This window comes from Euzebya sp., assembly GCF_964222135.1.
Lineage (GTDB): Bacteria > Actinomycetota > Nitriliruptoria > Euzebyales > Euzebyaceae > Euzebya.
The window spans coordinates 1-26591 of sequence record NZ_CAXQBR010000088.1; the positions used below are offsets into that span (position 1 = coordinate 1).

The window sequence follows — 26591 nt, forward strand, 5'->3', positions numbered from 1 at the left end:
GCGGAGGCGCGCAGGTGGGGGTGCTGGGGGGGGGAGGCGCGGCGGCGCGCGCGCCGCTGACGTCGCCGGACGCGACGGCGGGGAGGTCGACCTCGAACACCGCACCCCCGCCAGCTCCTCCACGTCCAGGGGCGGTGCGGTAGGTGACGTCCCCGCCGAGCGCCCGCGCGAGGTAGCGGACGATGGCGAGGCCGAGCCCGTAGCCGTCGGCGGTGCGGCTCTCCCCCTCCGACGCCTGGGTGAACTCCTCGAACATCCGGCCCTGGAAGTCCGGGGGGACGCCCGGCCCGTGGTCGCGCACGCTGACCACGACCCGGTCACCACGCGGCTCGCCGGCGACGACGATCGGGGCCGCCCCGTACTTCGCCGCGTTGCTCAGCAGGTGCACGAGTATCTGCAGCAGCCGGGTGGCGTCGGCCTGCACCATCAGGTCGCCCGGGCAGTCGACCTCCGCCTCGACGCCGGCCACCTCCGTCGCCTCGGTCAGCCAGCACCGCAGCTGGAGGGGCCGGGGCGCGACGGCGACCCCTCCCGCACGCATGGACGACACGGTGAGGACGTCCTCCACCAGCTCCCCCAACCGCTTGGACTGCGCGTCGATCGCGTCGACCGCGGCCCGCCGGCTGGCCTCGTCCATGTCGTCCCAGCGGACCTGCAGGGTCCGTGCGAACCCGCGGATCGCGGTCAGCGGCGTCCGCAGCTCGTGGTTCGTGACCGCCACGAACTCGGCCTGGGCGCGACGCGCCGAGCGCAGCGCAGCGTTGGCCTCGCTGAGGTCGGCGGTGCGACCTTCGAGGACCTGGGTGGTCTCGCGCAGCCGGTCCCGCTCGCGGACCAGCCCGCTCGACAGGACCCCGACCGCGACCGCGAGGATCGTGGCCAGCCCCATCCGGAAGCTCACGGACTGCCACAGGAAGGGGACGTCCAGGGCGACCGCCCCGTACACCTCGCGGAGGGTGTAGCCGACGACGACGGCGGCCAGGGAGCCCATCGCCCCGACGCTGTTGAACAGGAACGCGCCCTCGATCGGGATGAGGAACAGGATCGCCCAGACCGCGGTGTTCGGATCGAAGGTGTAGGCGACCACGAGGGTCAGCAGGGCGGTGGTGTCCATCGCCAGGCCCGCCACGGCCCACCGCGTCGCCGCCGCCCGCGTCGTCACCCGCGAGGCCCCCACCCAGACGATCGGCGTGCCGACGGCGAGGAGCCCGACCGCCGCCCAGGCGATGCGCTGCTGGCCATCGACGTAGGGCAGGTAGTAGGTCAGGACCTGCAGCGCCGCGAACGGGATCGCGGCCAGGCGGATCACCGACAGGACCCGCTGCGCGCGGGTCAGCTCGGCCACCCGTCCGTCATGCACCACCTGGCCCCCGTTCCGGGGATCGGGCAGGCGCCGACCCCCGAGTCGTACGGCCAGCGAACACAGCGCCACGTCCGGTGTCCAGGGGGCAGCGACCCCCGTCGGGGACTAGTTCGAGGGGTGGGCGCGCCCGCCGGCGCCCCCCACTCATGGGCGGCGGAAGTGGCCGGGCAGCACGGGGGTGGGCCGCGGCGGGGTCGGCTCGTCGTGCCGTTCCACGACCGGGGGCGGGGTCGGGACGGGGCCCTGCAGGAAGTTGACGGTGACCCACATCGTGGAGCCGTCGATCACCACGCCGACGCCGACCTGGTTGTAGTCGCCGAGGATGTTGGCGCGGTGCCCGGAGGAGGCCATGAACGCCTCGTGGAGCCGCGCGACCAGCGTGTCGGCGGACCACCCGGGTGCGGTCGCGGTGCCGACGTTCTCACCCATGCGGCTGCGCTGCCCGGTGTACTGATCGGCGTAGTGGGGGTTGTGCGACAGCCGTCCGGCGTCGCGCAGCTGGGCGCTCCAGCCCTGCGCCACGCCGCGCAGCTCGGCGTTCACGACCAGCGGCGCCAGCCCCTGCGCCGCGCGCGCGCTGTTGATCGCCGCGACGAAGCCGTCCTCGGCGCCGCTGTGGAAGGTCGTGGCCGCCGGGGCCTGCGCGGACGCGGGGACGACCAGGCCGGTCGTGAGCAGCAGGCCGACGGCGATCAGCAGCCGGAGGGAGCGGAGCATTCGGTACCTCAGGGGAAGGAACGGTGATGTCACGGTGAGGTATCGGCCATCACTACCAGTTACCTGAGGGGCACTTGTGCCGAGGCGGTTGGGACCGACCACCCACCTAGACTCCCGCCGCGGTGGAGCGCACCCCGCGCCGTGACGTGGCCACCGCCTTCATGGCGGCGGTCCGCGCGGCCCTGCGCGTGCTGCAGCGCAACGCCCGGCTGCCGCTCGTCCGGGAGATCCTCGGCCACTGGCTGCAGGAGCGCTCGACGGTCCGCCAGGGCGTCGCGGCGCTGACGATCGGGATCACGATCACCCTCGCCGCCGGGGTGGTCCTCGGCGCGATGGACCGCCTCCTCGAGGAGCTGCCCGGCCTGCTGGTGCTGGCCCCCGCCGCCATCGGGATGCGCGGGGCGATCTTCGGCGCCCTCGGCGCGCGGCTCGGGACCGGCATGCTGACCGGCGAGCTCGACGGCCGGGTCGACCGGGGGTCGTTCCTCGGCCAGAACGTGGCGGCGGCGACCCTCCTCAGCGCGGTCACCGCCGTCCTGCTCGCCGCCGTCGCGAAGGGGATCGCCTGGCTGCTCGGGCTCGAGGTCATCGCCTTCACCGACCTCGTGGTCGTGTCGGTCGTCGGCGCGGCCCTGTCGTCGCTCGCCGTGCTCGGCGTCGTCATCGCCCTGATCCGCTCCGCCCAGCGGCAGCGCTGGGACATGGACGCGATCGGGACGCCGATCATCTCCGCCACCGCTGACATCTCCACCCTGCCCGCCCTCGTCGTGGGCACCTGGGCCATCGGGGGGGAGGTCGTCAGCGCCGTGGTGGGGTGGACCTGCGTGGCGCTGGCACTGGCGGCCGCCGTCGCCGGCCTGGCGAACCGGCGCGAGACGACCCGGCGGATCGTCCGCGAGAGCTTGCCGATCCTCGGCTACACCGCGCTGATGGGGGTCCTGGCCGGCACCGTCCTCGAGGCGCAGAAGGAGCGGTTGATCTCGAGCGCCGCGCTCCTCGTGGCCGTGCCGCCGTTCATCGCGAGCTCGGGCGCCATCGGGGGCATCCTGTCGGCCCGGCTGTCGAGCCAGCTGCACCTGGGGCTGGTGGTGCCCCGCGCGCTGCCGGACCGGCCGGCGTGGATGGAGGGGTCGCTGACCCTGCTGTTCGCCGCCCTCGGCTACCTGTCGGTCGGGGTGCTCACCCACCTCGCCTCGGTCGCGCTCGGCTACGCCTCCCCGGGCCTCGCCGGACTGATCGGGATCATGGCCACCGCCGGCGTCCTCGCGATGGTGCTGATCTTCTTCGTCGGCTACTACGCCGCGACCTCGTCCTACCGCTTCGGCCTCGACCCGGACAACGTCGGGATCCCGCTGGTCACCTCGACGATGGACTTCGTCGGGATCGGCTGCCTGACCGCCGGCATACTCGTCTTCGGATAGTGGAGAGAACCCCCATGCGCCGCACCATCAAGGACCTGCTCAGCGAGGGCAAGGACGCGACGGAGCTGATGCTGGACCTCGCCTTCGCGTCGGTCTTCCTCGACGAGGAGAAGCTGGCCCGCGAGGTCCTCCGGCTGGAGGACCGCATGGACGAGGCGGTCCACGAGCTCCGCATCCTGTGCATGCTCGCCACCCGCTCCCCCGAGGACGCCGACGCGCTGTCCGGCGTGCTCGGCCTGGTCAACGCGATGGAGGAGATCGCCGACGCCGCGGAGGACATCGCACGGGTGACGCTGCGCGACCTCGGCGTCCCGCCGGAGCTCCGCGACGACCTGCGCCACGCCGATGAGGTCACGGCCCGGGTGAAGATCCGCGACTCCTCGGACATGGCCGGCGCGACCTTGCGCGATCTGCAGCTGCCCGCCGAGACGGGGATGTGGGTGATCGCGATCCGCCGGGAGGTCGAGTACGTCCACGGGCCCGAGCCCGACACCGCGCTGCGGGCGGGCGACGTGCTGTTCCTGCAAGGCCCGGCGGAGGGGGTCGACCTGGTCCGCGAGCGGGCTGGCGGGTCGCCGCAGGGCCTGGCACCGCCTCCCGAGTCGGCGCGGCTGACCGACCTCGATCGGGCCGTGGACATCCTCATCCGGATGAAGAACGCGGCGGAGACCGCCGTCGGCCTGGCCTACTCCGCGGTGCTGTTCGACGACACCGGCCTGGCCAGCGAGGTCAGCGGCATCGAGGACCTCTGCGACGCGCTGTACCACGACCTCCAGCGCTGGGTGCTGCGAGCTGCGCGGGACCTGACCGACGACGACGACCTCGACGAGCTGCGGGCGCTCCTGACCATCGGGCAGTCCGCCGAGGCGATCGCCGACGCCGCCCAGGAGATGACCCGGCTGGCCGAGAGCCCCGACGCGACCCACCCGGTCGTCCGGGCGGCGCTGATCGACACCGAGGAGCGGATCGGCGACGCGATCGTCGCGGACGGCTCGGAGGTCGCGGGCCGGACGCTCAAGGAGCTGCGCCTGCGCACCGCCGTCGGGGCCGACGTCCTCGCCCTCCAGCGCCAGGGGCGCTGGATCAACAAGCCGCGCTCGACGAGGCGGCTCGAGGGGGGCGACCGGCTGATGGTGCTGGTGCCCGAGGAGGGGTTGGCGCGGCTCCGGGACTGGACCGGCGACGACCGCCCGGTCGAGACCGACGACGAGGGGCGGGGCTGACCCGCCGAGCGACGGGGAGGGTCACCCGCGGGGGAGCCCGAGCTCGCGGGCGATCAGCATGCGCTGCACCTCCGAGGTGCCTTCGCCGATCTCGAGGATCTTCGCGTCCTGGTAGAAGCGGCCGACGGGGTACTCGGTCGTGAAGCCGTAGCCGCCGAAGATCTGGCAGGCCTCGCGGGCGGCGGTCACGGCGTACTCCGTCGACATCAGCTTGGCGACGCTGGCCTGCCGCTTGAACGGCTTGCCCTCCTGCATGAGCCAGCAGGCGTACAGGTACTGGTTGCGAGCGACCTCGGCCATCGCCTCCATGTCGGCGATCTTGAACGCGACGGCCTGGTAGCCGCCGATCGGTCGGCCGAACGCCTCGCGCTCGTGGGCGTAGCGGACGCACTCGTCGATGCAGCCCTGGATCAGCCCGACGGCCAGGGCGGAGATCGCGATCCGCCCCTCGTCGAGGATCGACAGGAAGTTGGCGAAGCCCCGCCCCTCCGCGCCGAGCTGGTTCTCCGCCGGCACCCGGACGTCCTCGAAGTACAGGTCGCGGGTGTCGCTCGCGTGCCAGCCGACCTTCGCGTAGCCGTTCCCGATCGTGTACCCGGGGGTTCCGGTCGGGATGATGAAGTTGGTCACTCGTCGGGGGTCGTCGCTGGTCACCGCGGTGATGGTCACGAACGCGCTGATGTCGGTGCCGACGTTGGTGATGAACTGCTTCGAGCCGTTGATCACCCACTCGTCGCCGTCGCGGACCGCGGTGGTGCGCAGGCCGCCGGCGTCCGACCCGCCGCCCGGCTCGGTCAGGCCGAAGCCCGCCAGCTTCCGGCCCGCGGCGAGGTCGGGCAGCAGCTCGGCCTTCTGCTGCTCGGTCCCGAACTTGTGGATCGGCATCGCGCCCAGCCCGACGCCGGCCTCGAGGGTGATGCCGAGGGACTGGTCGACGCGTCCCAGCTCCTCGATCGCCAGGCAGAGCGAGAGGTAGTCCCCTCCTTGGCCGCCGTGCTCCTCGCCGAACGGGAGGCCGAAGAGGCCCATCTCCCCCATCTGGCGGACCAGGTCGGTGGGGAACTCCCCCCTCGCGTTCATCTCCTCCGCGCGGGGCGCGACCGCGTTGACCGCGAAGTGGCGCACCACCTCGCGCAGCGCGCGCTGCTCCTCGGTCAGCTCGAAGGAAATCGCCACGGGGTCGCTCCTGGTCGTCGCTCGGCTCGCGGCCGTGGAGTCTAGGCGCGTCCACCCGTAGGCCCTGGGTACCCTGCGGTGGTGACGCAGGTGCGCATGGCCGAGCCGACGGGGCGGTGGGTGCTCCTCGCCACGGTCCTCGGGTCGAGCATCGCGATGATCACCGGCACCGTCGTCAACGTCGCCCTCCCCGCGCTCGCCGACGACCTCGGCGCCGGGGTGGCCGAGCGCCAGTGGGTGGTCACCAGCTACCTGCTGACCCTGTCGGCCCTGATCCTCCTCGGGGGATCCCTCGGCGACCGGTACGGCCGCCGCCGCGTCTTCCTGGTCGGGGTGGGCTGGTTCGCCGTCACGTCGCTGCTGTGCGCCGTCGCCCCGACCCTCCCGCTGCTGATCGCCGCGCGCACCTGCCAGGGCATCGGGGCGGCGCTGCTGACCCCCGGCAGCCTGGCGATCATCCAGTCGACCTTCGCGCCCGAGGACCGCGCCCGCGCGATCGGGGCGTGGTCGGCGCTCGGCAGCATCGGCGCGGCCCTCGGCCCGCTGCTCGGCGGGGTCCTGATCGACTGGCTGAGCTGGCGGTGGGTGTTCCTCATCACCGTGCCGCTGGCCGTCGTCGTGGTCGTCGTGGGGGTCCGGCACGTGCCGGAGAGCCGCGACCGGACGATCACCGGCTCTCCCGACGTCCTCGGCGCGCTGACCAGCGTGGTCGGCCTGGCCGGTCTGACCTTCGCGGTCATCGAGGCGCCCGGACGGGGGGTGGGCGACCCGCTCGTGCAGGCTGCCGCGCTGGTCGGGCTGGTGGCCTCGGCCGCGTTCGTGGTCGTCGAGCGGCGGGTGCGGAGCCCGATGCTGCCGGCGTCGATCTTCGCCTCGCGCCAGTTCACCTACGCCAACGTGCTGTGCCTCATCGTGTACGCGGCGCTCGGCGGTGTGTTCTTCCTGCTGGTGCAGCACCTGCAGATCGTGCTCGGCTGGTCCGCCACCGCGGCGGGGGCGGCCGCGCTGCCGGTCACGGTCCTGATGCTGGTGCTGTCCGAGCGCGCGGGGGCGTGGGCGCAACGGTCCGGTCCGCGCGTCCCCCTGACGGTCGGGCCGGTGGCGATCGGCGCGGGGATGGCGCTGATGGCGACGATCGGGGCGGACGACGGGTACCTGACCGCGGTGCTGCCCGCCGTGGTGGTCTTCGGCCTGGGGTTGTCGGCGACCGTCGCCCCGGTGACCGCGACGGTCCTCGCGGCTGCCGACGAGCGGCTGTCCGGCATCGCCTCGGGCGTCAACAACGCCGTCAGCCGGGTCGCGCAGCTGCTCGCCGTCGCGCTCCTGCCGGTCCTCGCCGGGCTCTCGGGCACCGCGGGGGGTCAGGTGGGTGCGGCGACGTTCGCGGCCGGCTTCTCCCGGGCGATGCTGATGGCGGCCGCGCTGGCCGGCGCGGGTGCGGTGCTCGCCTGGGTGACGATCCGCGACGACGTCCTCGAGGCCGGCGGCGGACCGGTCGAGGACGCTGGCGCCGACGGCCCTGCAGCCCCCGGTGACGCGGCCCCCGGTGACGCGGCGGCGCGGTGGCACTGCGCGGTCGAGTCGGCCCCGCTCACGCCCCGCCGGGGGGACTGCGCCGACGGCTGACCCCGCCGGGGTGGGCTCAGCGGCGGGTCAGGACCCGGACGGCGAGGAGGATCACGACGACGACGAGCGCGGCGCTGATGAGCCACTTCAGGATCCCCGCGATCGTCGTGATCACCAGGTAGCCGACGACCAGGACCACCGCCAGGAACAGCAGGCCGCCGACGGGGCCGGCGCCGCGTGGCTCAGAGCTCATGGCGCCACCCTACGCCCGGTCGCGCCGAGCGCCCACGGGGGTTCCCCGGATCGGTCACGCCCCGGGGTCGGCGGTCGCGTCGGCGATCGCCCGGAGGATCCGGGCGACGGCCTCGGCCCCCGGGTCGCGCACCCCCGCGAGCGCGTCCGCGCCGACGTAGGCCGACCGACCTGCCTTCGCGTCCTCCATCTCGGCGGTGGCGGCCGCGCCGTCCTCCGCGGCGCTCGCCGCCGCCTCGACGTCGCCGCCGTCCAGGGCCTCGGCCGCCGGGATCAACGCGTCGAGCACCGTCCGGTCGCCCTGGGTCGCGCCGCCGTAGCGCTCGACGACCTCGATCCCGCGTGCCACGCCGTCCGCCCAGCTGCCGTCCCCCTCGTCCCCGCCGTCGAGTCCCTGGGCGAGCCCGGAGAAGAACAGCGACGCGAGGACGCCGGCGCTTCCGCCCATCGCGGTGGCCAGGCGTCGGCTGAGCGCCCGCGACAGCCCGATCGGGTCGGCGAGCGGCAGGTCGTCGAGGGACCCGCGGATCGAGCGTGCTGCCGCCGCGAACGTCGCGCCGGTGTCGCCGTCGCCGACCTCGCCGTCGAGGTCGTCGAGCTCGTCACGGGCCTCCTCGAGCGCGTCGCACACCGCCTCGAGCACGCGGCGGACGTCCGGGTCGTCCGACGCCTCCGCGTCCTCCTCGCGCTCGATCGCCGGCACCGCTTCGACGGTCGGCTCGGCGACGGGGACGGGGCGTCGCCACGCCGGCGGGCCGACCGCTGACGTCAACGCCGTGCGCCGGGCGTCGTCGAGGGGCAACAGCGTGGCGCTGAACCCGTTCATGTTGAGCGACGTCATGATCCTGGCGGGGCCGACGACCAGCTCGACGCGGTCACCGAGCGGTCCGGTCAGCAGGTCGTGGGTCAGGATGTCGAGCTCCAGCGGGGGGACGGCGCCGAGGTCGTTCACCACCAGGGCGAGCGGCCGGTCCTCGTCCCCCAGCGCCTCGAGCAGCCGGTCGGCGACCAGCTCGGCGTAGGCCGCGGCCGAGGCGGTGTCGATCCGCTCCACCCCCGGCTCGCCGTGGATGCCGAGGCCCACCTCCGCGACGTCGTCGTCGAACTCCCGCGACCGCCCCGACCCGGGCGGCGTCGAGGTGCTGAGCGCCAGGCCCAGGGTGACCAGGTCGTCGGCCACGTCGCGGGCCGCGTCGGCGACGTCGGCCAGCGACGCACCCTCCTCGGCGAGGTGCCCGGCGACCTTGTGCACCAGCACGGTGCCGGCCAGGCCGCGGGGGTGCTCGGCATCGGGACGCGCGATGTCGTCCCCGACGATGACCACCTCGACGTCGTGTCCCCGCTCGCGGGCCCGCTCGGCGGCCAGCCCGAAGTTCAGGCGGTCACCGGTGTAGTCCTTGACGACGAGCAGGCAGCCGGCCTCGCCGCACACCGCCTCGATGGCGGCGTCGATCGCGTCGACGCTGGGGGAGGCGAACACGTCGCCGCAGACCGCGGCGGTCAACATCCCCTGCCCCACGTAGCCGGCGTGCGCGGGTTCGTGACCGGAGCCGCCGCCGGAGATCACCGCCACCCGGTCGGGGTCCCGGTCGGCGCGGACGACGACCTTGACGTCCGGAAACCCATCCAGGCGAGCCAGGCCCGGCGTGGTCCGGAGCAGCCCGTCGATCCCCTCGGTGACGACGTCGTCGCGGTCGTTGTGGAAGCGTGGCACCCCGTGCTCCTGTTCCTCGGCGCGGCCGCGCGTCGGCCGGACCCCGGACTGCTACCCCGGCCGCCAGGTCCCCACACCGGCGGGGTGCCGGTCTGCGCTCACCCCTCGTCGGCGGTCGGCTCGACGTCGACCAGCGGCGCCTCCATCACGACCGCGTCGCCCTCTGCGACGTGGACCGCCACGACGGTCCCGTCGAAGGGGGCGGTGAGCGGGTGCTCCATCTTCATGGCCTCGACCACCACGAGGGTCTGACCGGCGGTGACGACGTCGCCCACCGCGGCGGTCAGCGCGGCGACCGAGCCGGGCATCGGGGCCACCAGGGTGCCGTCGGCCGCGTGGCTGCCGCGGGTGTGCGCGGCAGCCGCCAGGTCCTCCTCGCGGAGCAGCCAGGCGTCGCCGTCGGCGCCGATCCAGATGTGGTCCTCACGCCCGCCGGCGGTCAGGTCGACGGTGTAGGTCCGCCGCCCCGTCGGCAGGTCGACGGTCAGGTCCACGCCGTCCAGGGTGACCGCCGCCGGCACCGGATCGGCGTCGGCCACGGCGACCTCGGGCCCGTCGGGCCCGATCCGGACGCGGGTGGTGACCCCCTCGCCGCCCGGCGGGACCAGACGCCACGTCGTCCACCCGGGCTCGCCGAGCCGCCAGCCGCCGGGCAGGTCGAACGCGGAGTGCTGCGCCGGCAGGTCAACCCGACGTCGCGCCAGGGTGGCGAGGGCGGCGGCGGCCAGCACGTCGTCGGGGACGGGACCGGGGTCGAGGGCCCCGTCGTCGACCATGTCGGCGATCAGCCCGGTGTGCAGGTCACCGGCCACCACCGCGGGCGCGGCGAGCAGTCGGCGGAGGAACCCCACGTTGGACCCGAAGCCGAACAGGACGGTGCGCTCGAGCGCCGCGGTGAGGCGACCGAGCGCGGTCGCCCGGTCCGGTCCGTGGGCGATGACCTTGGCGAGCATCGGGTCGTAGTCGGCGGTGACGACGCTGCCCGTCGCGATGCCGGCGTCGACCCGGACCCCCTCGAGGTCGTGGGGGATGTCGAGCCGCACCACCCGCCCGCCGGTCGGCAGGAACCCGCTGCTCGGGTCCTCGGCGTAGACCCGCGCCTCCACCGCGTGGCCGCGGGGGACCAGGTCGGCCTGGGCGAACGGGAGCCGTTCGCCGGCGGCGACGCGGACCTGCAGCTCGACGAGGTCGAGGCCGTAGACCGCTTCGGTGACCGGGTGCTCGACCTGCAGCCGGGTGTTCATCTCGAGGAAGAAGAACTCGCTGGCCGTGGCGTCGGTGATGAACTCGACGGTGCCGGCGCCGACGTAGCGGACCTGCTCGGCGATGGCGACCGCGGCGGCGCCCATGGCGGACCGGACGTCGTCGGACAGCGCCACCGACGGGCACTCCTCCACGACCTTCTGGTGGCGACGCTGCAGGGAGCACTCCCGCTCCCCGATCCACACGCAGCTGCCGTGGGCGTCGGCGAGCACCTGCACCTCGATGTGGCGGGGCCGGGTGACGAACCGCTCGAGCATGAGCGTGTCGTCCCCGAAGCCGCCCAGTGCCTCCCGGCGGGCCGCGGCGATCGCGTCCGGCAGCTCGGCGGGGTCGGTCACGACCCGCATGCCCTTCCCGCCGCCACCCGCGGAGGCCTTCACCATGAGCGGGAACCCGACGTCGTCCGCGGCGGCGATCAGGTCCGCGTCGGACATGCCCGGCCGGTGGACGCCCGGGACGACCGGTGCGCCGGCGGCGACCGCCAGGTCCTTCGCGCTGATCTTGTCGCCCATCGCCTCGATCGCGGCGGCCGGCGGGCCGAGGAAGGTGATCCCGGCGTCCTCGAGGGCCCGCGCCAGCGCCGGGCTCTCGGACAGGAACCCGTAGCCCGGGTGGACCGCGTCCGCGCCGGTGGCGCGGCAGGCGTCGACGATCGCGTCGACGTCGAGGTAGGACCGCGCGGCCTGGGCGGGCCCGATGCGGACCGCGTCGTCGGCGGCGCGGACGTGCACCGCGTCGGCGTCGACGTCGCTGAACACCGCGACCGAGCGGATGCCCATCGCGCGGAGGGTCCGGATGACCCGGACGGCGATCTCGCCGCGGTTCGCGACCAGGACGGTGGCGGGGCGAGGGGTGCGGGTCTCCATGTCCGGCTCCATGTCCACCGGAGGCTAGACATACGCTGCACCGCGTGCGGCCCCGCCGGTGCCGCCGGAGGAGGAGCTGTGCAGATCGTCCTGACCGCCGTGACGTCGTCGGCCCTGACCGCCGGCGGGTTCTACCTGCTGTGGCGCCTGGTCCTGGTGCCGGACCTGGAGGCACGCGCCCGGCAGCTCGCCGACGAGGCGACGGCGAAGGCCGCGGCCGACCTGACCGTCGCCGCCGAGGCGCTCGTGCCGACGTTCCGCCAGGCGATCCGCGACGGCATCCAGGACGCGGTGCTGGTCCCGCCGACCGAGCGGCTCGGCCAGACCGCACGCGGCGTGACGACCGCGGGGGTCAACGTGGTGGAGACCAGCCTGCGCCGAATCTTCGGGGTGGCGTCCCGCGAACCGGGCGACCCGGGCGGCGGCCGGGGTTGAGGACGGGGCTGAGGGCGGGGGTCGCTACCGTGCCGGGCCGTCCAGCGACGCGGACAGGTCGCGTGCCCGGTCGGCGTAGGAGCGGCGGGCCTCCTCGGCGAAGGCGCTGAGCTCGGGGCTCAGGTCCGCCGGCGCCGTGGGAGCCACGGGGGCGACGGGGGCCGGCGCGACGGGCCGCGGCGCTGCGGGTCGCTCGGCCTCGCCTGCGCTCCCGTCGACGAGCCGGTTGAGGGACACCGACACGCCGCGGAGGGAGTCCGACGCCTGACGGGTCGTGCCGGCCAGCTCGCGGGACGTCTCGGCGGACGTCGCGACGGAGCGGACCGAGTCGGTGATCGCCGCGGTCTGGTCGGTCACGTAGCCGACCGTCCGGCTGATCTCGTTGGTGGTGATCGACTGCTCCTCCACCGCCGACGCGACGGAGGCCTGCAGGTCGTTGACCTTCTCGATCGTGGCGTGGATGCCGGTGATCGCCTGACCCACCTCGCGGGAGTCGTCCTGGATCCGGGCGATGAGGGAGCGGATCTCGCCGGTGGCGTTGGCGGTCTCGGTGGCGAGGTCCTTGACCTCGTTCGCCACCACGGCGAACCCCTTGCCGGCCTCCCCCGCCCGCGCCGCCTCGATGGTCGCGTTCAGGGCGAGGAGGTTGGTCTGCTCGGCGATGGCGGTGACGACCTCGGCGACCTTGCCGATCTGCGCCGACGACTCGTCGAGGACCTGTACGCGGTCGAGCGCCTCGCCGACCAGGCCGACGGACTCCGTCGAGATGCCGGACACCTCGGTGGTCGACCGGCCGATCTCGGCGATGGAGACACCCATCTCCTCGACGGCGGCGGCGAGGCTCTGCATGTGGCCGCGCAGTTCCTCGGCCCGGGTGGTGCTGTCGCTCGCGAGGTCCGAGGTGCTGACCGCGGTCGCGGCCAGGTCGTCGGAGACGATCGACAGGCTGGCGGTCGCCTCGCGCACCGACGCGGAGTCGGCGGCCACGCGGTCGCTGATGGCCTTGCCGAAGCGCCAGGCGAGGAGGAGGCTGACCAGGACCAGGACCGCCGAGACGATGAGGATGTTGCGGCGGGCGGCCAGCTCGACGTCCCAGGCGCGCTCGTTGAGCGCAGCGACCGCGGGCTCGTAGATCTCTGACTGCAGGACGTCGAGGTCCGCGCGCATCGTCTCGAAGAGCGGCGCGGTCGCGCCGTACGCGGCCACCGCGGACTCGAAGTCGGTCGCGGCGATCACCCCGGCGCCGGCGGCGATCCACTCCTCGCGGTGGGCGAGGTAGTCGTCCCAGACCGCGAGCTCCTGGTCGTTGCCGAACGCGACCTCCTGGTACTCCTCGAACCGGCTCAGGGTCTGGCCGGCGTTCTCCTCGTAGCTCGCGATGATCGGGTCGACGGCCTCGGCGTCCTGGCCGACCACGCCGAGGAGCTGGGTGAGTGCCAGCTGGGCCTGGTAGGCGTCGCGGTCGGTGCTGATCAGCAGCTCCGCCGCGGGCGCCGTGGTCCCGCTCACCGTGGTGAAGGCCTCGCGGACGGGGGCGTCGGCCTGGTACGTGAAGACCATGCCGCCCAGGCCCACGAGGACCAGGAAGCCGCAGACGGCCAGCAGCTGGCGGCGGAGTGAGTGGCGGGCGAGGAGGGAGGTGACGGCGTGCACGGGGGTCGTCCCTTCGGGTGCGCGGCTGCGCACCGCGTGGCTGGGGCTCGGGTCTGCTCCACTGATCGGCGGGACCACGGCCCGGATTAGCCACTCACCTCCCACCCACGGGACTAGACCTGGCCACCACTTCCGGGCGGGGTCCAGATCCCGAACGTCGATCCGTCGGGGTCGACCAGGTAGGCGAAGCGCAGGCCGTCCGGGGTGGACTGGTCCGGGACGGCGACCCTGCCGCCCGCCGCCTCGACCCGGTCGCAGACCGCCGCGACGTCGGGGACCTGGACGAGGAAGACGGCCATGGGCGGCTGGCCGTCGCGGGTCCCGGTGATCCCGCCGCCGACGGGGGCGTCGTCGCCGAGGTCGATCATGGAGTAGCCGGGCATCGAGTCGTCGTAGGACCAGCCGAAGAGGTCACGGTAGAACGACTTCGCGCGGTCCGGGTCGGCGCTGTGGACCTCGAACCAGGTGACGGGGTGTGCGGACATGTGGTGCTCCTTCGCGTGTGTCGGGGGTTGGCGACGCCCACGCTGACCGGCACCGACGACACCCCCCTGTCGGGGTTTCCGGACATCGACGCGCAGTCCCGGACGTGCGGGCCGCGGCGTCCCGCCTCAGGCGAGGGCGGGCTCGGCCACCAGGTCCGGGGGAGCGGGAGCCGGGACGTCGCGCCGGGGCGCCACCTCGCGGGTGAGCACCGCGCCCTCGATGCGGTCGAGGCGGAACGCGCGCACCCCGTCGCGCAGCCGACACCAGCCCGTCAGGTACCAGTGCTCCTCCACCGCGACCACGGCCAGCGGCTCGACCACGCGGTCGGTGACGACCGCGGCCTTGTCCCGGTACCGCAGGCGGACCACGCGACGCTCGATGATGGCCTGCTCGAGGACGCGGGGTGCCCCGCCGACCCGCTCCGGGGTGTGGAACCGCACCAGCCGCGCGCCGAGCTCCCGGGCAGCGGCGGCGTCCTGGGGGCCGAGCGCCCCGAGCACCTTGGTCAGCGCGCTGCGAGCGCTCGCGGGCAGGGGTGTGGCGGGGTCGCCCTGCAGGGCGGCCGCGATCGCGACGGCCTCGGCCGGCGTGAAGTTGACCGGCGGGAGGCTGCGGCTCGCGTCGAGGACGTACCCGCCGGTGCGGCCCGGCTCGGCGTACAACGGCACCCCGCCCTCCTGCAGCGCCAGCAGGTCCCGTTCGATCGTCCGGGTGCTCACCTCGAACCGCCGCGCCAGCCAGGGCGCGGACCGCGGACGCGGGCTGACGGCGCGGAGCTCCTCGACGATGGCGTACAGGCGGTCGGTGCGGTTCATCCGAGCAGGCTCCCACGCGGGTGCGACACGTCGCGCCCGCTACATCCGGAAGATGCCGTAGGACGGGTCGTCGACCGGGGCGTTGGCGCAGGCCGCCAGGGCCAGCCCGAGGACCATCCGCGTGTCCGCGGGGTCGATCACCCCGTCGTCCCACAGGCGGGCGGTGGAGTAGTAGGGGTGGCCCTGGTGCTCGTACTGCTCGCGGATGGGCTGGGTGAACGCCGCCTCCTCCTCTGCGCTCCAGGACTCACCCCGCGCCTCGATCCCGTCGCGACGGACGGTCGCGAGGACGGTCGCCGCCTGCTCGCCGCCCATGACGCTGATGCGGGCGTTGGGCCACATCCACAGGAACCGCGGGCTGTAGGCCCGACCGGACATGCCGTAGTTGCCCGCCCCGAAGGAGCCGCCGACGATCACCGTCAGCTTGGGGACGCTGGCGGTCGCGACGGCCGTCACCATCTTCGCGCCGTCCTTCGCGATGCCCCCGGCCTCGTAGTCGCGGCCGACCATGAAGCCGGTGATGTTCTGCAGGAAGACCAGTGGGGTCCGACGCCGGTCGCACAGCTCGATGAAGTGCGCGGCCTTCAGCGCCGACTCGCGGAACAGGATGCCGTTGTTGGCGACGATCCCGACGGGGTGCCCCATGATGTGGGCGAACCCGGTCACCAGCGTCGTGCCGTAGAGGGCCTTGAACTCGGCGAAGCCGGAGTCGTCGACCACGCGGGCGATGACCTCCCGCACGTCGTAGGGGGTGCGGGTGTCGGGGGGGACGACGCCGTACAGCTGCGCGGGGTCGACGGCGGGCTCGACCGGATCGCGGACCGCCCAGGGGGTCGCCGCGCGCGGGCCGAGGGACGCGACGATCCGCCGGACGATCTGGACGGCGTGGCCGTCGTCGTCCGCCAGGTGGTCGGTCACGCCGCTGGTGCGGCTGTGCAGGTCGCCACCGCCGAGCTCCTCCGCGGTCACCACCTCGCCGGTCGCGGCCTTCACGAGCGGCGGTCCGCCGAGGAAGATGGTCCCCTGCTCGCGGACGATGACGGTCTCGTCGCTCATCGCCGGGACGTAGGCGCCGCCGGCGGTGCAGGACCCCATGACCGCCGCGATCTGCGGGATGCCGCACTTCGACAGGTTGGCCTGGTTGTAGAAGATGCGGCCGAAGTGCTCGCGGTCGGGGAAGACCTCGTCCTGGCGCGGCAGGAAGGCGCCGCCCGAGTCCACGAGGTAGATGCACGGCAGCCGGTTCTCGAGGGCGACCTCCTGGGCGCGGAGGTGCTTCTTCACCGTCATCGGGTAGTACGTGCCGCCCTTGACCGTGGCGTCGTTGGCGACGATGACGCACTCGCGGCCGCTGACCCGCCCGACGCCGGTGATGATCCCGGCGGCGGGGGCGTCGCCGTCGTACATCCCGTGCGCGGCCATCGGGCTCAGCTCGAGGAACGGGCTGAGGGGGTCGAGCAGCGCGTCGACGCGATCGCGCGGCAGCAGCTTGCCGCGCTCCACGTGGCGGGCGCGGGACCGCTCGCCGCCGCCCAGCGCGGTGGTCGCCAGCTGCGCCCGCAGGTCGGCGACGAGCTCGGCGTGGGCCGCGGCGTTGGCGGCGAAGCTCTCGGTCGACGGGTCCGCGCTGGTGCCCAGCTGCGGGTAGGGGGTGCTCACGCGTCTCCTCGTCGCTCGACGGCGGTGGTCGGCCGGTCAGTCACGGCGGTGCGCCCAGGTCTGCCCGCACGCGTCGCAGGCCAGCACGGTGACCTCGTCGCTCACGTCCTCGGCGATGCGGGTGCCGCCGTCGGCGCAGACGGGGCACGCCGGCAGCGGGTCGGGGAGCGGGTGGGACGGCACGACCATCACGGCCCGCGAGCCTAACCGCTCGGCCGCGCCCACCTCTCGCCGACCCGACCGCCGACGGTGTTTGTGCTCGCCGATCGGGCGCGGCACCCTTCTCCAGACCTCATGGGCCGACTCCTGACCGCTCTCGTGCTGATCGCCCTGCTGGGCGCCTGCACCTCCGACCCCGTGGCGCCGCCGCCCAGCGAGCCAGCGGAGGCCAGCCCCTCCCCAGGAGGGGCGACTCGGGTCGCGACCGCGCCACCCACGCCGTCACCGCCTCCCACGCCCCTGCCGGCCGAGCCGTTCGCGACGGTCCTCGGCGACGTGACGGTGGTGAACACCGACAACGACGCCATCTACGGACGCCCCGTGGCGCCCTACGACCCCGACGTCGCCCACGCCGTCGTGCAGGAGGCGGTGGGTCGGCTCGACCGCTTCCTCAACGCCCAGTTCGCCGATCCCGCGACGCGGCTGTCCGCCGCCGGGATCGGGGCGCTGATCGACCCGGCCCTGCTCGACGAGCCCACCCGGGCGGCGCTCGGCGAGCTGGGTCGCGACGACGTGGTCACCACGCGGACCGGCACGTCGTCGGCGACCGCTCGGCTGCTGGTCGTCGGCACCGCGGTCGATGCGGTGGAGCTGGGCTACACCGCCACGTTCGACCTGGTGCTCGACGACGTCGAGGGGCCCGTCGAGCACACCGGCGTGGTGGTCTTCACCCCCCTCCAGGGCACGCTGACCGTCGGAGGCGTGCAGCCGACGACGACGTTCGGCGGCGACCTCGGGACGGTGCTCGGCCCATGAGGGCGCGCGGGATCAGATCCGCCATCGCCGTCGGCGTGGCGCTCGCGGTGCTCGCGGTGGGCACGATGGCGGCCGCCCTCGACGGGCTGGCCCGCACCGGCCTGTGGCGCGGCGGGTACAACGCCGACGACCTCCTCGTGGTCCTGGCGATCGGCAGCGACCGGGGACCGCCGTACCGGCCGGGTGATCCCGCCGGCGGCCTGGCCGACGGCATCCACCTCTTCGTGGTGGACACCGCCACCGCCCGCATGACGGTGATCGACATCCCGCGGGACTCCGCGATCGGCGGGACCAAGGTCAACGCGCACCTCCGCGCCGGCGGGCCGGCGGGGCTCGAGTCCCAGCTCGAGGCGTGGACGGGGCTGCCGATCGACTTCTGGGTGCTCGGCACGTTCCTGTCGGTCGAGCGGATGGTGCACATCCTCGGTGGCGTCCCCGTCGACGTGCCCCAGCGCATGGCCGACCCGTTCAGCGGCACCGACCTGCAACCGGGACCGCAGGTGCTCGGGCCGGGCCAGGCGCTCGCGTTCACGCGGGACCGCAAGAGCTTGGCCGACGGCGACATCGGGCGCAGCCGCAACCAGACGCGGCTGATGCTGGCGGCCCTCGAGCACGTCCGGTCCGCGGCGGACGGCAACCTCGCCTACCTCGTCAGCGTCGTCGGCGCGCTGCGCCAGCACACCCTGTCCAACGTCCCGTCGGGGGAGGTCCTGCCGCTCGCCGTGACCGCCCTCCGCATCCAGCCCGACGCGATCGAGCAGGTGACCCTGTCCGGTCCCTTCGGGACGATCGACGGCGGGTCGGTGATCTACCCGCAACCCGGCGGCATCTTCGAACGTCTGAGAGCAGGACAGGTCGGTCCCCAGCAGTGAGGTGGGCAGCGATGGCACGACGTCGGGTGGCGGAGCGGGGACGCGGGATCCGTCTGGTGGCGGTGCTGGTCGTGGCGCTCGCCGCCGTGGCCTGCTCGGGCGACGAGGAGCCGACCGTGACGCCGACGACGGTCGAGCCCCCGTCGACGACCCCCGCGGCCGTCGAGTCGCTGACGGCGTCGCCCTCCCCCTCCCCCGCGGTGACGTCCACGGCGACGGCGACCCCGAGCGCGACACCCTCCGACGCCGCCCCGCAGCTCAGCTACTTCCTGGTGCGCGACGCGTCCAACCGGCTGTGGGTCGAGCCGATCGCCTTCGACGCGACGGGGGCGGGGGAGGCCGTGGCCCGCGCCGCGTTCACCGAGCTGCTCGCCGCCCCCGACCGCGACGGGCTGGTCAACCTGATCCCCGACGGCACCGAGCTGCTCGACATCGCCGTCGCCGACCGGGTGCTGACCGTCGACCTGTCCGCGGCGATGGCCGAGAACCCGGGGGCGGGTGCGGCGGGGGAGGTCGCCGCCCAGCAGGCGATCGCGCACACCGGCGCGCAGTTCCCCACAGTCGACGTCGTGCAGGTGCTGGTGGAGGGTGAGGCGGTCACCGACCTGTGGGGCCACGCGGACTGGAGCCAGCCGCTCGAGCCGGATCCGTTCGCGGTGTCCCCGATCGTGGTCACCCAGGCGGTGGGGGAACCCGGCCAGATCTCGCTGACCGGATCGGCCAACACGTTCGAGGCGACGATCGAGATCGAGGTCACCGATCAGGGGGGCGGCCTGGTCGCCGAGACGTTCACGACCGCGACCTGCGGGTCGGGCTGCCGGGGCGACTTCACCACCACCATCACCGACCTCGCGCCGGGCACGTACGACGTGACCCTCCGCGCGCCCGACCCCTCGGGCGGGGAGGCGCCGGACCCGCCCTTCGCGGTGACGGTCCCGGTCACCGTCCCGTCCTAGAGGCCAGGACCCGGACGGCGGCTCACCAGGACCTCAGATCTGAGCCGGAGCTCCGCCGGCGCACCCAGCCCCCAGATCTGGGTGACTCGGACCGTTCGCTTGACCTCAGACCTGAGCCCGAGCTCCGCCGGCGCAGCCATCCCTCACATCTGAGCTGACGGTCGGGGCACGACCAAGCCATCGCCGGGTGGGGTGCGCCGAGCCGGGGGCGGTCAGGACCCGAAGATCGACCCCAGCCGGTCGACGAAGCGCTCGATGACGCCGCGGGCGGCCTCCTCGTCGATCTGGGGCAGCTCGGCGGGGACCTCGAGGTCGGGGACGTCCGGCAGCTCGAACCCGCCGGACGGCCCGGCGGCCTCGCCTTCGGCCACCGCCTGCTCGCGGGCCGCGACGTCGGCCTCGCGCTGGGCGACGGCCTGCTCGCGGGCGTCGAGGTCGGCCTGGCGCTGGTCGAGGGCGGCCTGCTGGGCGTCGAGCGCCGCCTGGCGCTCCGCCGCCGCCTGGTCCGCGGCGGCCTGGTCGTTCGACTGCTGCGCCTGCAGCTGGGCGATCTGGGCGTCCCGCTCGGCGACCTGCGCCTCGAGCTCGGAGATCCGGGCGGCCTGCTCGGCGTTGACCTGCTGCGCCTCGGTGAGCGCCTGCTGGGCGGCCTGCTCGCTCAGCACGACCTGCGGGTCCTCCTCGGGGAGCAGGAGGAGGGTCAGGATCGCCCCGACGAGCAGCGCAGCGATCGACGTGAGCACGAGCGCGGTCGTCGAGAAGCTCCGCCCCTGCTCGTCCTCCACGGGGGGCCCGCCGCGGTCGACGACGGTGCGATCGCGGCCGGGGGCGCCGGCGTAGCCGTCGCTCGCGTAGTCCTCGGTGTAGCTGATCGGCTCCTCGCGGCGGGGTGGCGCCTCCGCGTACCCGCCGTCGGCCGGCAGGCGCTGGGTCCGGTCCTGCGCCGGCGCCGGGCGCCGCACCTCCGTCCGGTCGTAGGCCGGGTCCCGCGCCGGGTAGGCGCGGGTGGGCTCGTAGGGGTCCTGGTCACTCATGGTGCGCTGCTCTCACGTGCTCGACCTCTCCTGCGGCGACCACGCGGTCGCCGCCGTCGCGGGTGCGGATCCGCAGGTGCCCCTCGGGCGTCAGGCCCACGGCGGTCCCCTCGATCGGTGCTGCCCCCTGGGCGGTGACCTCAACCCCGACGGTGGCGCAGTCCGGCGCGTAGCGGCCGACGACACCCCCGGGATCCGCCTCGGCCAGGCCGAGGTGGCGGTCGAGGGCGACGAGCAGGACCTCGAGCAGCCGCCACCGGTCGACGTCCCCGCCGGCGGCCTCGGCCAGCGACGTGGCCTGCACCTCCGGTGGCCGGGCCACGCCCCGCCAGTCGACGTTGATGCCCATGCCCGCGACCACCCGGTCGCCGCTCGCCTCGACCAGGATCCCGGCGGCCTTGACGCCGTCGACCAGCAGGTCGTTCGGCCACTTCAGCGCCAGCCGTGCGGGGTCCATGCCGTCGACCACGACGCGGCAGGCCTCCAGCACCGCCGTCCCCACCGCGAGGGGCAGCACCGGCCAGGTCCGCGCCGGGATGGACGGGCGCAGCAGCACGCTCGACATCAACGACGACCCCGCCGGCGCGTGCCAGGTCCGCCCCCGCCGCCCACGGCCGGCGGTCTGGACGTCGGCGACGAGGACCGTGCCGGTCGGCGCACCCGGTCGGCTGAGCAGCTCGGCGTTGGTGGACCCGATCTCGTCGTGCCACCCGATCGCCGCCACCAGCGGGACGTCGGCCACGAGCGATCGGCGCAGCGCCTCGGGGGGACCGGTCTCGCTCACGTGGACGAGCCTACGACGGGTGGGCCTACGACGGGTGAGCCACCCCGTACGCTTGATCCGTGCGACTGCGGATCGACGAGCTGGCGGCCAGGACCGGGGTGACCTCCCGGAACATCCGCGCGTACCGGGAGAAGGGGCTGCTGCCCGCGCCGGAGCTCGAGGGCCGCACCGGCTACTACACCGACGAGCACGTCCAGCGCCTCGAGATCATCGAGGACCTCCAACGGCGGGGCTTCTCCCTCGAGGCGATCCGCCAGACGTTGGAGGCGTGGTCCGTCGGCGGCGACTTCAGCCACCTCCTCGGGCTGCAGTCCCTCCTCAACAGCCCGTTCCACTCCGAGGAGCCGGCCTTCCTGTCCGTCCCCGAGCTGCTCAGCCGGTTCCCCGACGCGATGGCGGACCCGACGCTGCTGACGCGGGCGGTCGAGCTCGGCCTGCTCGAGGCGCACGACGGGGAGGTGATGCGCGTGCCGTCGCCGCTGCTGGTCGACGCCGGCACCGAGCTCGTCGCCGTCGGCGTCCCGCTGGCGGAGATCCTCGACCTGGTCGAGCAGGTGCAGGCCGACATGGACGACGTCGCCACCCAGTTCGTCGGCATCGTCGAGCGGAACCTCGTCGACCCCGCCCAGCTGACCGCCCCGGACGGCGACGAGCCCCGGGCCGTGATCGCGCACCTCCAGCGCCTGCGGCCCCTCGCCATGGAGGTGATCCGCCCGATCCTCGCCCGCCGGCTGACCGTCCAGGTCGACGCGGCGGCCCGGCGGCTCGCCGCGGCGATGCGGGCCGCGGTCGACGAGCCGCCCGAGACCTGAGCGACCCACCGGTGTGCTGCCGCGCGACCGGCCGGGGTAGCCTGCCGACCCGTGTCCACCACCACCGCTGAGAAGCTCGCCGAACTCCGCCGCCGCATGGACGAGGCGCTGCACGCCGGGTCCGAGCGCGCCGTCGAGTCCCAGCACGCCAAGGGCAAGCTGACCGCGCGCGAGCGCATCGACCTGCTGCTCGACGAGGGGTCCTTCGTCGAGACCGACCGGCTGGCCGTCCACCGCGCCACCGGCTTCGGGCTCGAGGACCGCAAGATGCCGGGCGACGGCGTCGTGACCGGCTACGGCACGGTCGACGGCCGGCAGGTCTGCGTCTTCGCGCAGGACTTCACGGTCTTCGGCGGTTCCCTCGGGGAGGTGTTCGCGGAGAAGATCGTCAAGGTCATGGACCTCGCCCTGACGATGGGCGTCCCGATGATCGGGCTCAACGACTCCGGCGGCGCCCGCATCCAGGAGGGCGTCGTGTCCCTCGGCGGGTACGGCGAGATCTTCCACCGCAACGTCCAGGCCAGCGGCGTCATCCCCCAGATCTCGGCGATCATGGGGCCCTGCGCGGGCGGGGCGGTCTACTCCCCGGCGATGACCGACTTCATCTTCATGGTGAAGGAGACGTCGCACATGTTCATCACCGGCCCGGAGGTCATCAAGACCGTCACCGGCGAGGACGTGTCGATGGAGGAGCTCGGCGGCGCGATGAGCCACAACACCAAGTCGGGGGTGGCGCACTTCGCCGCCGACGACGAGGAGGCGTGCATCGCCGACATCCAGTACCTGCTGAGCTACCTGCCGCAGAACAACCTCGAGGACGCGCCCTACGAGGTGCCGACCGACGACCCGGACCGGGTCGACGAGGACCTCAACACCTTCATGCCGGACTCGAACAACGTCCCCTACGACATGCGGGAGATCATCAGCCGCGTCGTCGACGACGGGGAGTTCCTCGAGGTCCAGGAGCACTTCGCCACCAACCTCACCGTCGGCTTCGCCCGCCTGAACGGTCACGTGGTCGGCATCGTCGGCAACCAGCCGATGGCGCTCGCGGGGACCCTCAACATCTCCGCGTCGGAGAAGGGCGCGCGGTTCGTCCGCACCTGCGACGCGTTCAACATCCCGATCGTCACCTTCGAGGACGTCCCCGGGTTCCTCCCCGGCACCGAGCAGGAGTGGGGCGGCATCATCCGCCACGGCGCGAAGCTGCTGTACGCCTACTGCGAGGCGACGGTGCCGAAGCTGACCGTCATCACGCGGAAGGCCTACGGCGGCGCCTACGACGTGATGGGGTCCAAGCACGTCGGCGCGGACGTCAACCTCGCGTGGCCGACCGCCGAGGTGGCGGTCATGGGCGCCCAGGGCGCGGTCAACATCCTGTACCGCAAGGAGCTGGCTGACGCCGACGACGTCGACGCGGCCCGCGCGGAGTTCATCGAGTACTACGACGACCGCTTCGCCACCCCGTGGATCGCCGCCGAGCGGGGCTACGTCGACGACGTGATCGAGCCGGCCGAGACGCGTCCCAAGCTGATCCGGGCCCTCGAGCTGTGCAAGTCCAAGAGGCAGTCCCGCCCGCCGCGCAAGCACGGCAACATCCCCCTGTAGCGGCGCGACCCGTGACCCGCATCACCATCGCCCAGGACGGCGTGACCCCCGAGGAGGTCGCCGCCGTCACCGCGGCGATCGCCGCCCTGGCCGCCGCGCGCGCGCCGGACGCCCCGACCCGACCGCCGTCCTGGGGGCGGGCGGCCCGCCTCGAGCACATCGGGCAGGCACCGCTCTCCTCCGCCCGTGACGCGCGCCTGACCCACCGGCCGTCGGGCGCGCTCCCGCCGGTGGCCACCCGCGCCGACGCCTGAGGGTGGGGGGCGCCGGCGGCGGCGCTACTCGACGGTGATCTCACCCTCCATGCCGGCGGCGCGGTGCCCGGCGATGGAGCAGTAGTAGGTGTAGGTCCCGGCGGGGATGGCCGCGTCGCCGGTGAAGAACCCCTCGCCGGCGCCCTCGACCAGGATCGCGTCGCCCTGGAAGCCCTCGAACACCACGTTGTGGGGCAGGGCGCCGATGATCTCGAGGCCCAGCGTGGCGCCGTCGGCCGGCACGACGTCGGGGGCGCTCGTGAACGCGAGCTGCTCGGCGACCCAGGTGGCGTCGGCCTCGGCCGCCTCGCCACCCCCGCCCTCGCCGCCCTCGGCGGCCTCGCCGCCCTCGGACTCGGCGATCTGCATGCTCGCGGGCACCTGGTCGTTGGCGCTCACCTCTGGCTCCTGCCTGCTGCAGGCACCCAGCGCGAGGGCCAGGACCAGGATCAGGAGGGCGGTGGGACGGCGCATGGGGAGGGAGCTCCTTCGAGGGGGTGGGACCCGGCGCCCGCGGATTCGCTGGCTGGGGGCGTCGGGGCTGCCGGCCCAGTGTGCCAGCCGACGCACGCGGCGGCGAAGCCGGCGGACCGAGCGCGAACCCCTGGTTGGTCGGCTCCTCGGGCACGCCGCTACGCTGCCCGGAGCCGTGCCGCCGACCCCCCGACATCCCGCGAAAGGGCCCGCCCGTGTCTGACCTCCGCCCCGCACCCAGCTCGGTCGTCGCCGACCTCGGGCCGGTGCTCGTCGCCAACCGCGGCGAGATCGCCCTGCGCGTCTTCCGGGCCTGCCGCGAGCTCGGGCTCGAGTCGGTGGCGGTGTACTCCGAGGCCGACCGCGACGCCCCGTGGCTCCGCCACGCCGACGCCGCGTACCTGCTGGGCGGGCCGGCGCCGGCCGACTCCTACCTGAACCTCGACCGGATCACCGAGGTGATCGCCCAGTCCGGCGCCGGGTCGGTGCACCCGGGCTACGGCTTCCTCTCCGAGAACGCCGACTTCGCGCAGGCGATGACGGAGGCCTCGGTCACCTGGATCGGTCCGCCGCCGTCGGCGATCCGGAAGATGGGCGACAAGCTCAGCGCCCGCGAGGCCGCCGTCGCCGCGGACTGCCCGGTCGTGCCCGGCATGCTCGAGCCCACCGACGACCCCGACGAGGTCAAGGCGTTCGCCGCCGAGCACGGCTACCCGCTCGTGATCAAGGCGGCGTTCGGCGGCGGCGGCCGCGGGATGAAGGTCGTCAACGCCGACGCCGAGCTGGCCGACGCGCTCGAGAGCGCGCAGCGGGAGGCGGTCGCCGCGTTCGGACGCGGCGAGGTGTACGTCGAGCGCTACCTGGGCCGGCCCCGCCACGTCGAGATCCAGGTCCTCGCCGACACCCACGGCACGACGCTGTACCTCGGTGATCGCGACTGCTCCACGCAGCGGCGTCACCAGAAGCTCATCGAGGAGGCGCCCGCCCCGGGTCTCAGCGACGAGGTGCGCCGCCGCATGGGCGAGTCGGCCGTGCGGGTCTCCGAGCAGGTCGGCTACACCGGCGCCGGCACCTGTGAGTACCTCTACGACCCGTCGACGGCGACCGACGGCGGGGACGGTGACTTCTTCTTCCTCGAGATGAACACCCGCCTGCAGGTCGAGCACCCGGTGACCGAGGAGGTCACCGGGATGGACCTGGTCCACTGGCAGCTGCGGATCGCCGCCGGCGAGCAGCTCGGCATGGCCCAGGACGACGTCGTCCTGCGCGGCCACTCGATCGAGGCGCGGATCAACGCCGAGAACGTCGCGATGGGCTTCGTCCCCTCCCCCGGGTTGATCACGAGCTGGCGCGCCCCCTCCGGTCCCGGCGTCCGGGTCGACGGCGTCGGCGAGGCGGGGTGGGAGATCCCCGGCAGCTACGACTCGATGATCGCCAAGGTCATCACGACCGGCGCCGACCGGGAGCAGGCGCGACGCCGGATGGTCCGCGCGATGGCCGAGCTCGAGGTGGAGGGGGTGCCGACCACGAAGGACTTCTTCACCGTCGCCTTCGAACACCAGGACTTCATCGACGCCACGACGTCGACCATCAGCGTCGAGACCGAGTGGGACCTGTCGGCCATCCCCGCCCCCGCGCCGCCGGCTGGCGGGGACGAGGAGGAGGGGCCCACCCAGTCCGTCACCGTCGAGGTCGGCGGCAAGCGCCTCGACGTGGTGATCCACGGCCTGGCGGCCGCGGCCGGACCCGCGCCGACCGCGAAGGCCAAGCGGCAGCGCGGCTCCTCCGGCGGCGGTGCGGCGACTGGCGGCGACGACCTCGTCGCCCCGATGCAGGGCACGATCGTGAAGACCGCCGTCGCCGACGGCGACGAGGTGGCCGAGGGCGACCTGGTCGTCGTGCTCGAGGCGATGAAGATGGAGAACGCGATCAAGGCCCACAAGGCCGGGACCGTGTCGCTCCGCGTCGAGGCGGGCGCGCCGGTGAAGTCCGGCGACGTCCTCGCGACGATCGCCTGAGCCCGCCGTCGCCGCTCAGGCGCCGGCCGCCTGGGAGCCCATCAGCAGGCGGGCGGCCTCGCCCGTCGACCCGCCCATCGACGGGTAGATCGTGAAGGCCGACGCGACCTGGCTGACCGTCAGCCGGTTGTGCACCGCGACGCTGAGCGGGGTGATCAGGTCGCTCGCGCCGGGCGCGACGATCGTCGCGCCGAC

Annotated in this window: 25 protein-coding genes and 1 pseudogene; 11 read left to right on the forward strand and 15 right to left on the reverse strand. The window is 74.0% G+C overall.

Translation table 11 applies throughout. The features are described 5' to 3' along the window. The coding region (locus ACEQ2X_RS19130; RefSeq protein WP_370327458.1) for a sensor histidine kinase at positions 1-1345 on the reverse strand (1345 nt) is incomplete at its 3' end. A gap of 162 nt (positions 1346-1507) precedes the next feature. Then, complete coding sequence (locus ACEQ2X_RS19135) at positions 1508-2080, reverse strand: CAP domain-containing protein (RefSeq protein WP_370327459.1); 573 nt, start codon at positions 2078-2080, stop codon at positions 1508-1510. Positions 2081-2202: 122 nt separating this feature from the next. Here ACEQ2X_RS19135 and ACEQ2X_RS19140 point away from each other — a divergent pair, with 122 nt between their 5' ends. Beyond that, the gene (locus ACEQ2X_RS19140; RefSeq protein ID WP_370327460.1) at positions 2203-3501 is read left to right on the forward strand and encodes a magnesium transporter; all 1299 of its coding nucleotides are present in this window, start codon (positions 2203-2205) and stop codon (positions 3499-3501) included. A 14-nt stretch (positions 3502-3515) separates the two neighbouring features. Next, positions 3516-4724, forward strand: a complete 1209-nt coding sequence (locus ACEQ2X_RS19145) for a potassium channel family protein (protein ID WP_370327461.1) — start codon at positions 3516-3518, stop codon at positions 4722-4724. A gap of 21 nt (positions 4725-4745) precedes the next feature. On the opposite strand, the gene ACEQ2X_RS19150 is transcribed toward ACEQ2X_RS19145, so the two are convergent. After that, positions 4746-5894 carry an acyl-CoA dehydrogenase family protein gene (locus tag ACEQ2X_RS19150; RefSeq protein WP_370327480.1) on the reverse strand — a complete coding sequence of 383 codons (1149 nt, stop codon included), beginning with the start codon at positions 5892-5894 and terminating at the stop codon, positions 4746-4748. Positions 5895-5996: 102 nt separating this feature from the next. Between ACEQ2X_RS19150 and ACEQ2X_RS19155 the strand changes: the two genes are divergently transcribed. Then, positions 5997-7526 (forward strand): MFS transporter, encoded by a 1530-nt coding sequence (locus ACEQ2X_RS19155; protein ID WP_370327481.1) that lies wholly within the window; start codon positions 5997-5999, stop codon positions 7524-7526. Between the two features lie 16 nt (positions 7527-7542). Here the strand turns inward: ACEQ2X_RS19155 and ACEQ2X_RS19160 are convergent, their stop codons facing one another. The 3 genes from ACEQ2X_RS19160 to ACEQ2X_RS19170 all read right to left on the reverse strand — a co-directional run bounded on the left by ACEQ2X_RS19160 (position 7543) and on the right by ACEQ2X_RS19170 (position 11573). Next, the gene (locus tag ACEQ2X_RS19160; RefSeq protein WP_370327462.1) at positions 7543-7719 is read right to left on the reverse strand and encodes a hypothetical protein; all 177 of its coding nucleotides are present in this window, start codon (positions 7717-7719) and stop codon (positions 7543-7545) included. Between the two features lie 54 nt (positions 7720-7773). Next, entirely contained in the window at positions 7774-9432 is a 1659-nt protein-coding gene (locus ACEQ2X_RS19165; protein WP_370327463.1) for a dihydroxyacetone kinase subunit DhaK, read from the reverse strand. A 98-nt stretch (positions 9433-9530) separates the two neighbouring features. Then, positions 9531-11573, reverse strand: coding sequence for a biotin carboxylase N-terminal domain-containing protein (locus tag ACEQ2X_RS19170; protein ID WP_370327464.1), 2043 nt, complete (start codon positions 11571-11573; stop codon positions 9531-9533). 66 nt (positions 11574-11639) lie between these two features. On the opposite strand from ACEQ2X_RS19170, the gene ACEQ2X_RS19175 reads away from it, so the two are divergent. Then, the gene (locus ACEQ2X_RS19175; RefSeq protein WP_370327465.1) at positions 11640-11996 is read left to right on the forward strand and encodes a hypothetical protein; all 357 of its coding nucleotides are present in this window, start codon (positions 11640-11642) and stop codon (positions 11994-11996) included. 24 nt (positions 11997-12020) lie between these two features. On the opposite strand, the gene ACEQ2X_RS19180 is transcribed toward ACEQ2X_RS19175, so the two are convergent. From ACEQ2X_RS19180 to ACEQ2X_RS19200, 5 genes are all read right to left on the reverse strand, one after another. After that, positions 12021-13649 carry a methyl-accepting chemotaxis protein gene (locus ACEQ2X_RS19180; RefSeq protein WP_370327466.1) on the reverse strand — a complete coding sequence of 543 codons (1629 nt, stop codon included), beginning with the start codon at positions 13647-13649 and terminating at the stop codon, positions 12021-12023. 113 nt (positions 13650-13762) lie between these two features. Next, the gene (locus tag ACEQ2X_RS19185) at positions 13763-14134 is read right to left on the reverse strand and encodes a VOC family protein (RefSeq protein WP_370327467.1); all 372 of its coding nucleotides are present in this window, start codon (positions 14132-14134) and stop codon (positions 13763-13765) included. A gap of 126 nt (positions 14135-14260) precedes the next feature. Further along, positions 14261-14950, reverse strand: a complete 690-nt coding sequence (locus tag ACEQ2X_RS19190) for a helix-turn-helix transcriptional regulator (protein WP_370327468.1) — start codon at positions 14948-14950, stop codon at positions 14261-14263. 39 nt (positions 14951-14989) lie between these two features. Next, the gene (locus ACEQ2X_RS19195; RefSeq protein WP_370327469.1) at positions 14990-16609 is read right to left on the reverse strand and encodes a carboxyl transferase domain-containing protein; all 1620 of its coding nucleotides are present in this window, start codon (positions 16607-16609) and stop codon (positions 14990-14992) included. A gap of 36 nt (positions 16610-16645) precedes the next feature. Beyond that, on the reverse strand, positions 16646-16801 hold the full coding sequence (locus ACEQ2X_RS19200; protein ID WP_370327470.1) for a hypothetical protein: 156 nt from the start codon (positions 16799-16801) through the stop codon (positions 16646-16648). A 102-nt stretch (positions 16802-16903) separates the two neighbouring features. On the opposite strand from ACEQ2X_RS19200, the gene ACEQ2X_RS19205 reads away from it, so the two are divergent. The 3 genes from ACEQ2X_RS19205 to ACEQ2X_RS19215 are packed head-to-tail and all read left to right on the forward strand — an operon-like array spanning position 16904 to position 19412. Further along, on the forward strand, positions 16904-17584 hold the full coding sequence (locus ACEQ2X_RS19205; RefSeq protein WP_370327471.1) for a hypothetical protein: 681 nt from the start codon (positions 16904-16906) through the stop codon (positions 17582-17584). Continuing rightward, positions 17581-18456 carry an LCP family protein gene (locus ACEQ2X_RS19210; RefSeq protein WP_370327472.1) on the forward strand — a complete coding sequence of 292 codons (876 nt, stop codon included), beginning with the start codon at positions 17581-17583 and terminating at the stop codon, positions 18454-18456. Before ACEQ2X_RS19205 ends, ACEQ2X_RS19210 begins: the two co-directional genes overlap by 4 nt. Positions 18457-18467: 11 nt before the next feature. Then, on the forward strand, positions 18468-19412 hold the full coding sequence (locus ACEQ2X_RS19215) for a GerMN domain-containing protein (protein ID WP_370327473.1): 945 nt from the start codon (positions 18468-18470) through the stop codon (positions 19410-19412). A 212-nt stretch (positions 19413-19624) separates the two neighbouring features. Here the strand turns inward: ACEQ2X_RS19215 and ACEQ2X_RS19220 are convergent, their stop codons facing one another. Next, complete coding sequence (locus ACEQ2X_RS19220) at positions 19625-20446, reverse strand: hypothetical protein (protein WP_370327474.1); 822 nt, start codon at positions 20444-20446, stop codon at positions 19625-19627. After that, complete coding sequence (locus ACEQ2X_RS19225; protein WP_370327475.1) at positions 20439-21230, reverse strand: biotin--[acetyl-CoA-carboxylase] ligase; 792 nt, start codon at positions 21228-21230, stop codon at positions 20439-20441. The genes ACEQ2X_RS19220 and ACEQ2X_RS19225 overlap by 8 nt, the downstream gene beginning before the upstream one ends. 59 nt (positions 21231-21289) lie before the next feature. Here ACEQ2X_RS19225 and ACEQ2X_RS19230 point away from each other — a divergent pair, with 59 nt between their 5' ends. The 3 genes from ACEQ2X_RS19230 to ACEQ2X_RS19240 all read left to right on the forward strand — a co-directional run bounded on the left by ACEQ2X_RS19230 (position 21290) and on the right by ACEQ2X_RS19240 (position 23904). Further along, positions 21290-22042 carry a MerR family transcriptional regulator gene (locus ACEQ2X_RS19230; protein ID WP_370327476.1) on the forward strand — a complete coding sequence of 251 codons (753 nt, stop codon included), beginning with the start codon at positions 21290-21292 and terminating at the stop codon, positions 22040-22042. A 96-nt stretch (positions 22043-22138) separates the two neighbouring features. Continuing rightward, positions 22139-23650: an acyl-CoA carboxylase subunit beta gene (locus tag ACEQ2X_RS19235; RefSeq protein WP_370327482.1), complete on the forward strand. Its 1512-nt coding sequence runs from the start codon at positions 22139-22141 to the stop codon at positions 23648-23650. An 11-nt stretch (positions 23651-23661) separates the two neighbouring features. Continuing rightward, complete coding sequence (locus ACEQ2X_RS19240; RefSeq protein WP_370327477.1) at positions 23662-23904, forward strand: acyl-CoA carboxylase epsilon subunit; 243 nt, start codon at positions 23662-23664, stop codon at positions 23902-23904. 24 nt (positions 23905-23928) lie between these two features. Here ACEQ2X_RS19240 and ACEQ2X_RS19245 read toward each other — a convergent pair whose 3' ends face one another. After that, positions 23929-24378 carry a plastocyanin/azurin family copper-binding protein gene (locus tag ACEQ2X_RS19245; RefSeq protein WP_370327478.1) on the reverse strand — a complete coding sequence of 150 codons (450 nt, stop codon included), beginning with the start codon at positions 24376-24378 and terminating at the stop codon, positions 23929-23931. Between the two features lie 215 nt (positions 24379-24593). On the opposite strand from ACEQ2X_RS19245, the gene ACEQ2X_RS19250 reads away from it, so the two are divergent. Next, the gene (locus ACEQ2X_RS19250) at positions 24594-26396 is read left to right on the forward strand and encodes a biotin carboxylase N-terminal domain-containing protein (RefSeq protein ID WP_370327479.1); all 1803 of its coding nucleotides are present in this window, start codon (positions 24594-24596) and stop codon (positions 26394-26396) included. Between the two features lie 15 nt (positions 26397-26411). On the opposite strand, the pseudogene ACEQ2X_RS19255 reads toward ACEQ2X_RS19250, so the two are convergent. Beyond that, positions 26412-26591 (reverse strand): annotated as a pseudogene (locus ACEQ2X_RS19255) (NAD(P)H-quinone dehydrogenase); the annotation flags it as partial.

Excerpts from the sequence above, each read along its gene's own strand:
- ACEQ2X_RS19135 (WP_370327459.1), bottom strand. The coding sequence starts at position 2,080 with ATGCTCCGCTCCCTCCGGCTGCTGATCGCCGTCGGCCTGCTGCTCACG.
- ACEQ2X_RS19145 (WP_370327461.1), top strand. The coding sequence starts at position 3,516 with ATGCGCCGCACCATCAAGGACCTGCTCAGCGAGGGCAAGGACGCGACG.
- ACEQ2X_RS19155 (WP_370327481.1), top strand. The coding sequence starts at position 5,997 with ATGGCCGAGCCGACGGGGCGGTGGGTGCTCCTCGCCACGGTCCTCGGG.
- ACEQ2X_RS19160 (WP_370327462.1), bottom strand. The coding sequence starts at position 7,719 with ATGAGCTCTGAGCCACGCGGCGCCGGCCCCGTCGGCGGCCTGCTGTTC.
- ACEQ2X_RS19170 (WP_370327464.1), bottom strand. The coding sequence starts at position 11,573 with ATGGAGCCGGACATGGAGACCCGCACCCCTCGCCCCGCCACCGTCCTG.
- ACEQ2X_RS19185 (WP_370327467.1), bottom strand. The coding sequence starts at position 14,134 with ATGTCCGCACACCCCGTCACCTGGTTCGAGGTCCACAGCGCCGACCCG.
- ACEQ2X_RS19190 (WP_370327468.1), bottom strand. The coding sequence starts at position 14,950 with ATGAACCGCACCGACCGCCTGTACGCCATCGTCGAGGAGCTCCGCGCC.
- ACEQ2X_RS19205 (WP_370327471.1), top strand. The coding sequence starts at position 16,904 with ATGGGCCGACTCCTGACCGCTCTCGTGCTGATCGCCCTGCTGGGCGCC.
- ACEQ2X_RS19210 (WP_370327472.1), top strand. The coding sequence starts at position 17,581 with ATGAGGGCGCGCGGGATCAGATCCGCCATCGCCGTCGGCGTGGCGCTC.
- ACEQ2X_RS19215 (WP_370327473.1), top strand. The coding sequence starts at position 18,468 with ATGGCACGACGTCGGGTGGCGGAGCGGGGACGCGGGATCCGTCTGGTG.
- ACEQ2X_RS19220 (WP_370327474.1), bottom strand. The coding sequence starts at position 20,446 with ATGAGTGACCAGGACCCCTACGAGCCCACCCGCGCCTACCCGGCGCGG.
- ACEQ2X_RS19235 (WP_370327482.1), top strand. The coding sequence starts at position 22,139 with ATGGACGAGGCGCTGCACGCCGGGTCCGAGCGCGCCGTCGAGTCCCAG.
- ACEQ2X_RS19245 (WP_370327478.1), bottom strand. The coding sequence starts at position 24,378 with ATGCGCCGTCCCACCGCCCTCCTGATCCTGGTCCTGGCCCTCGCGCTG.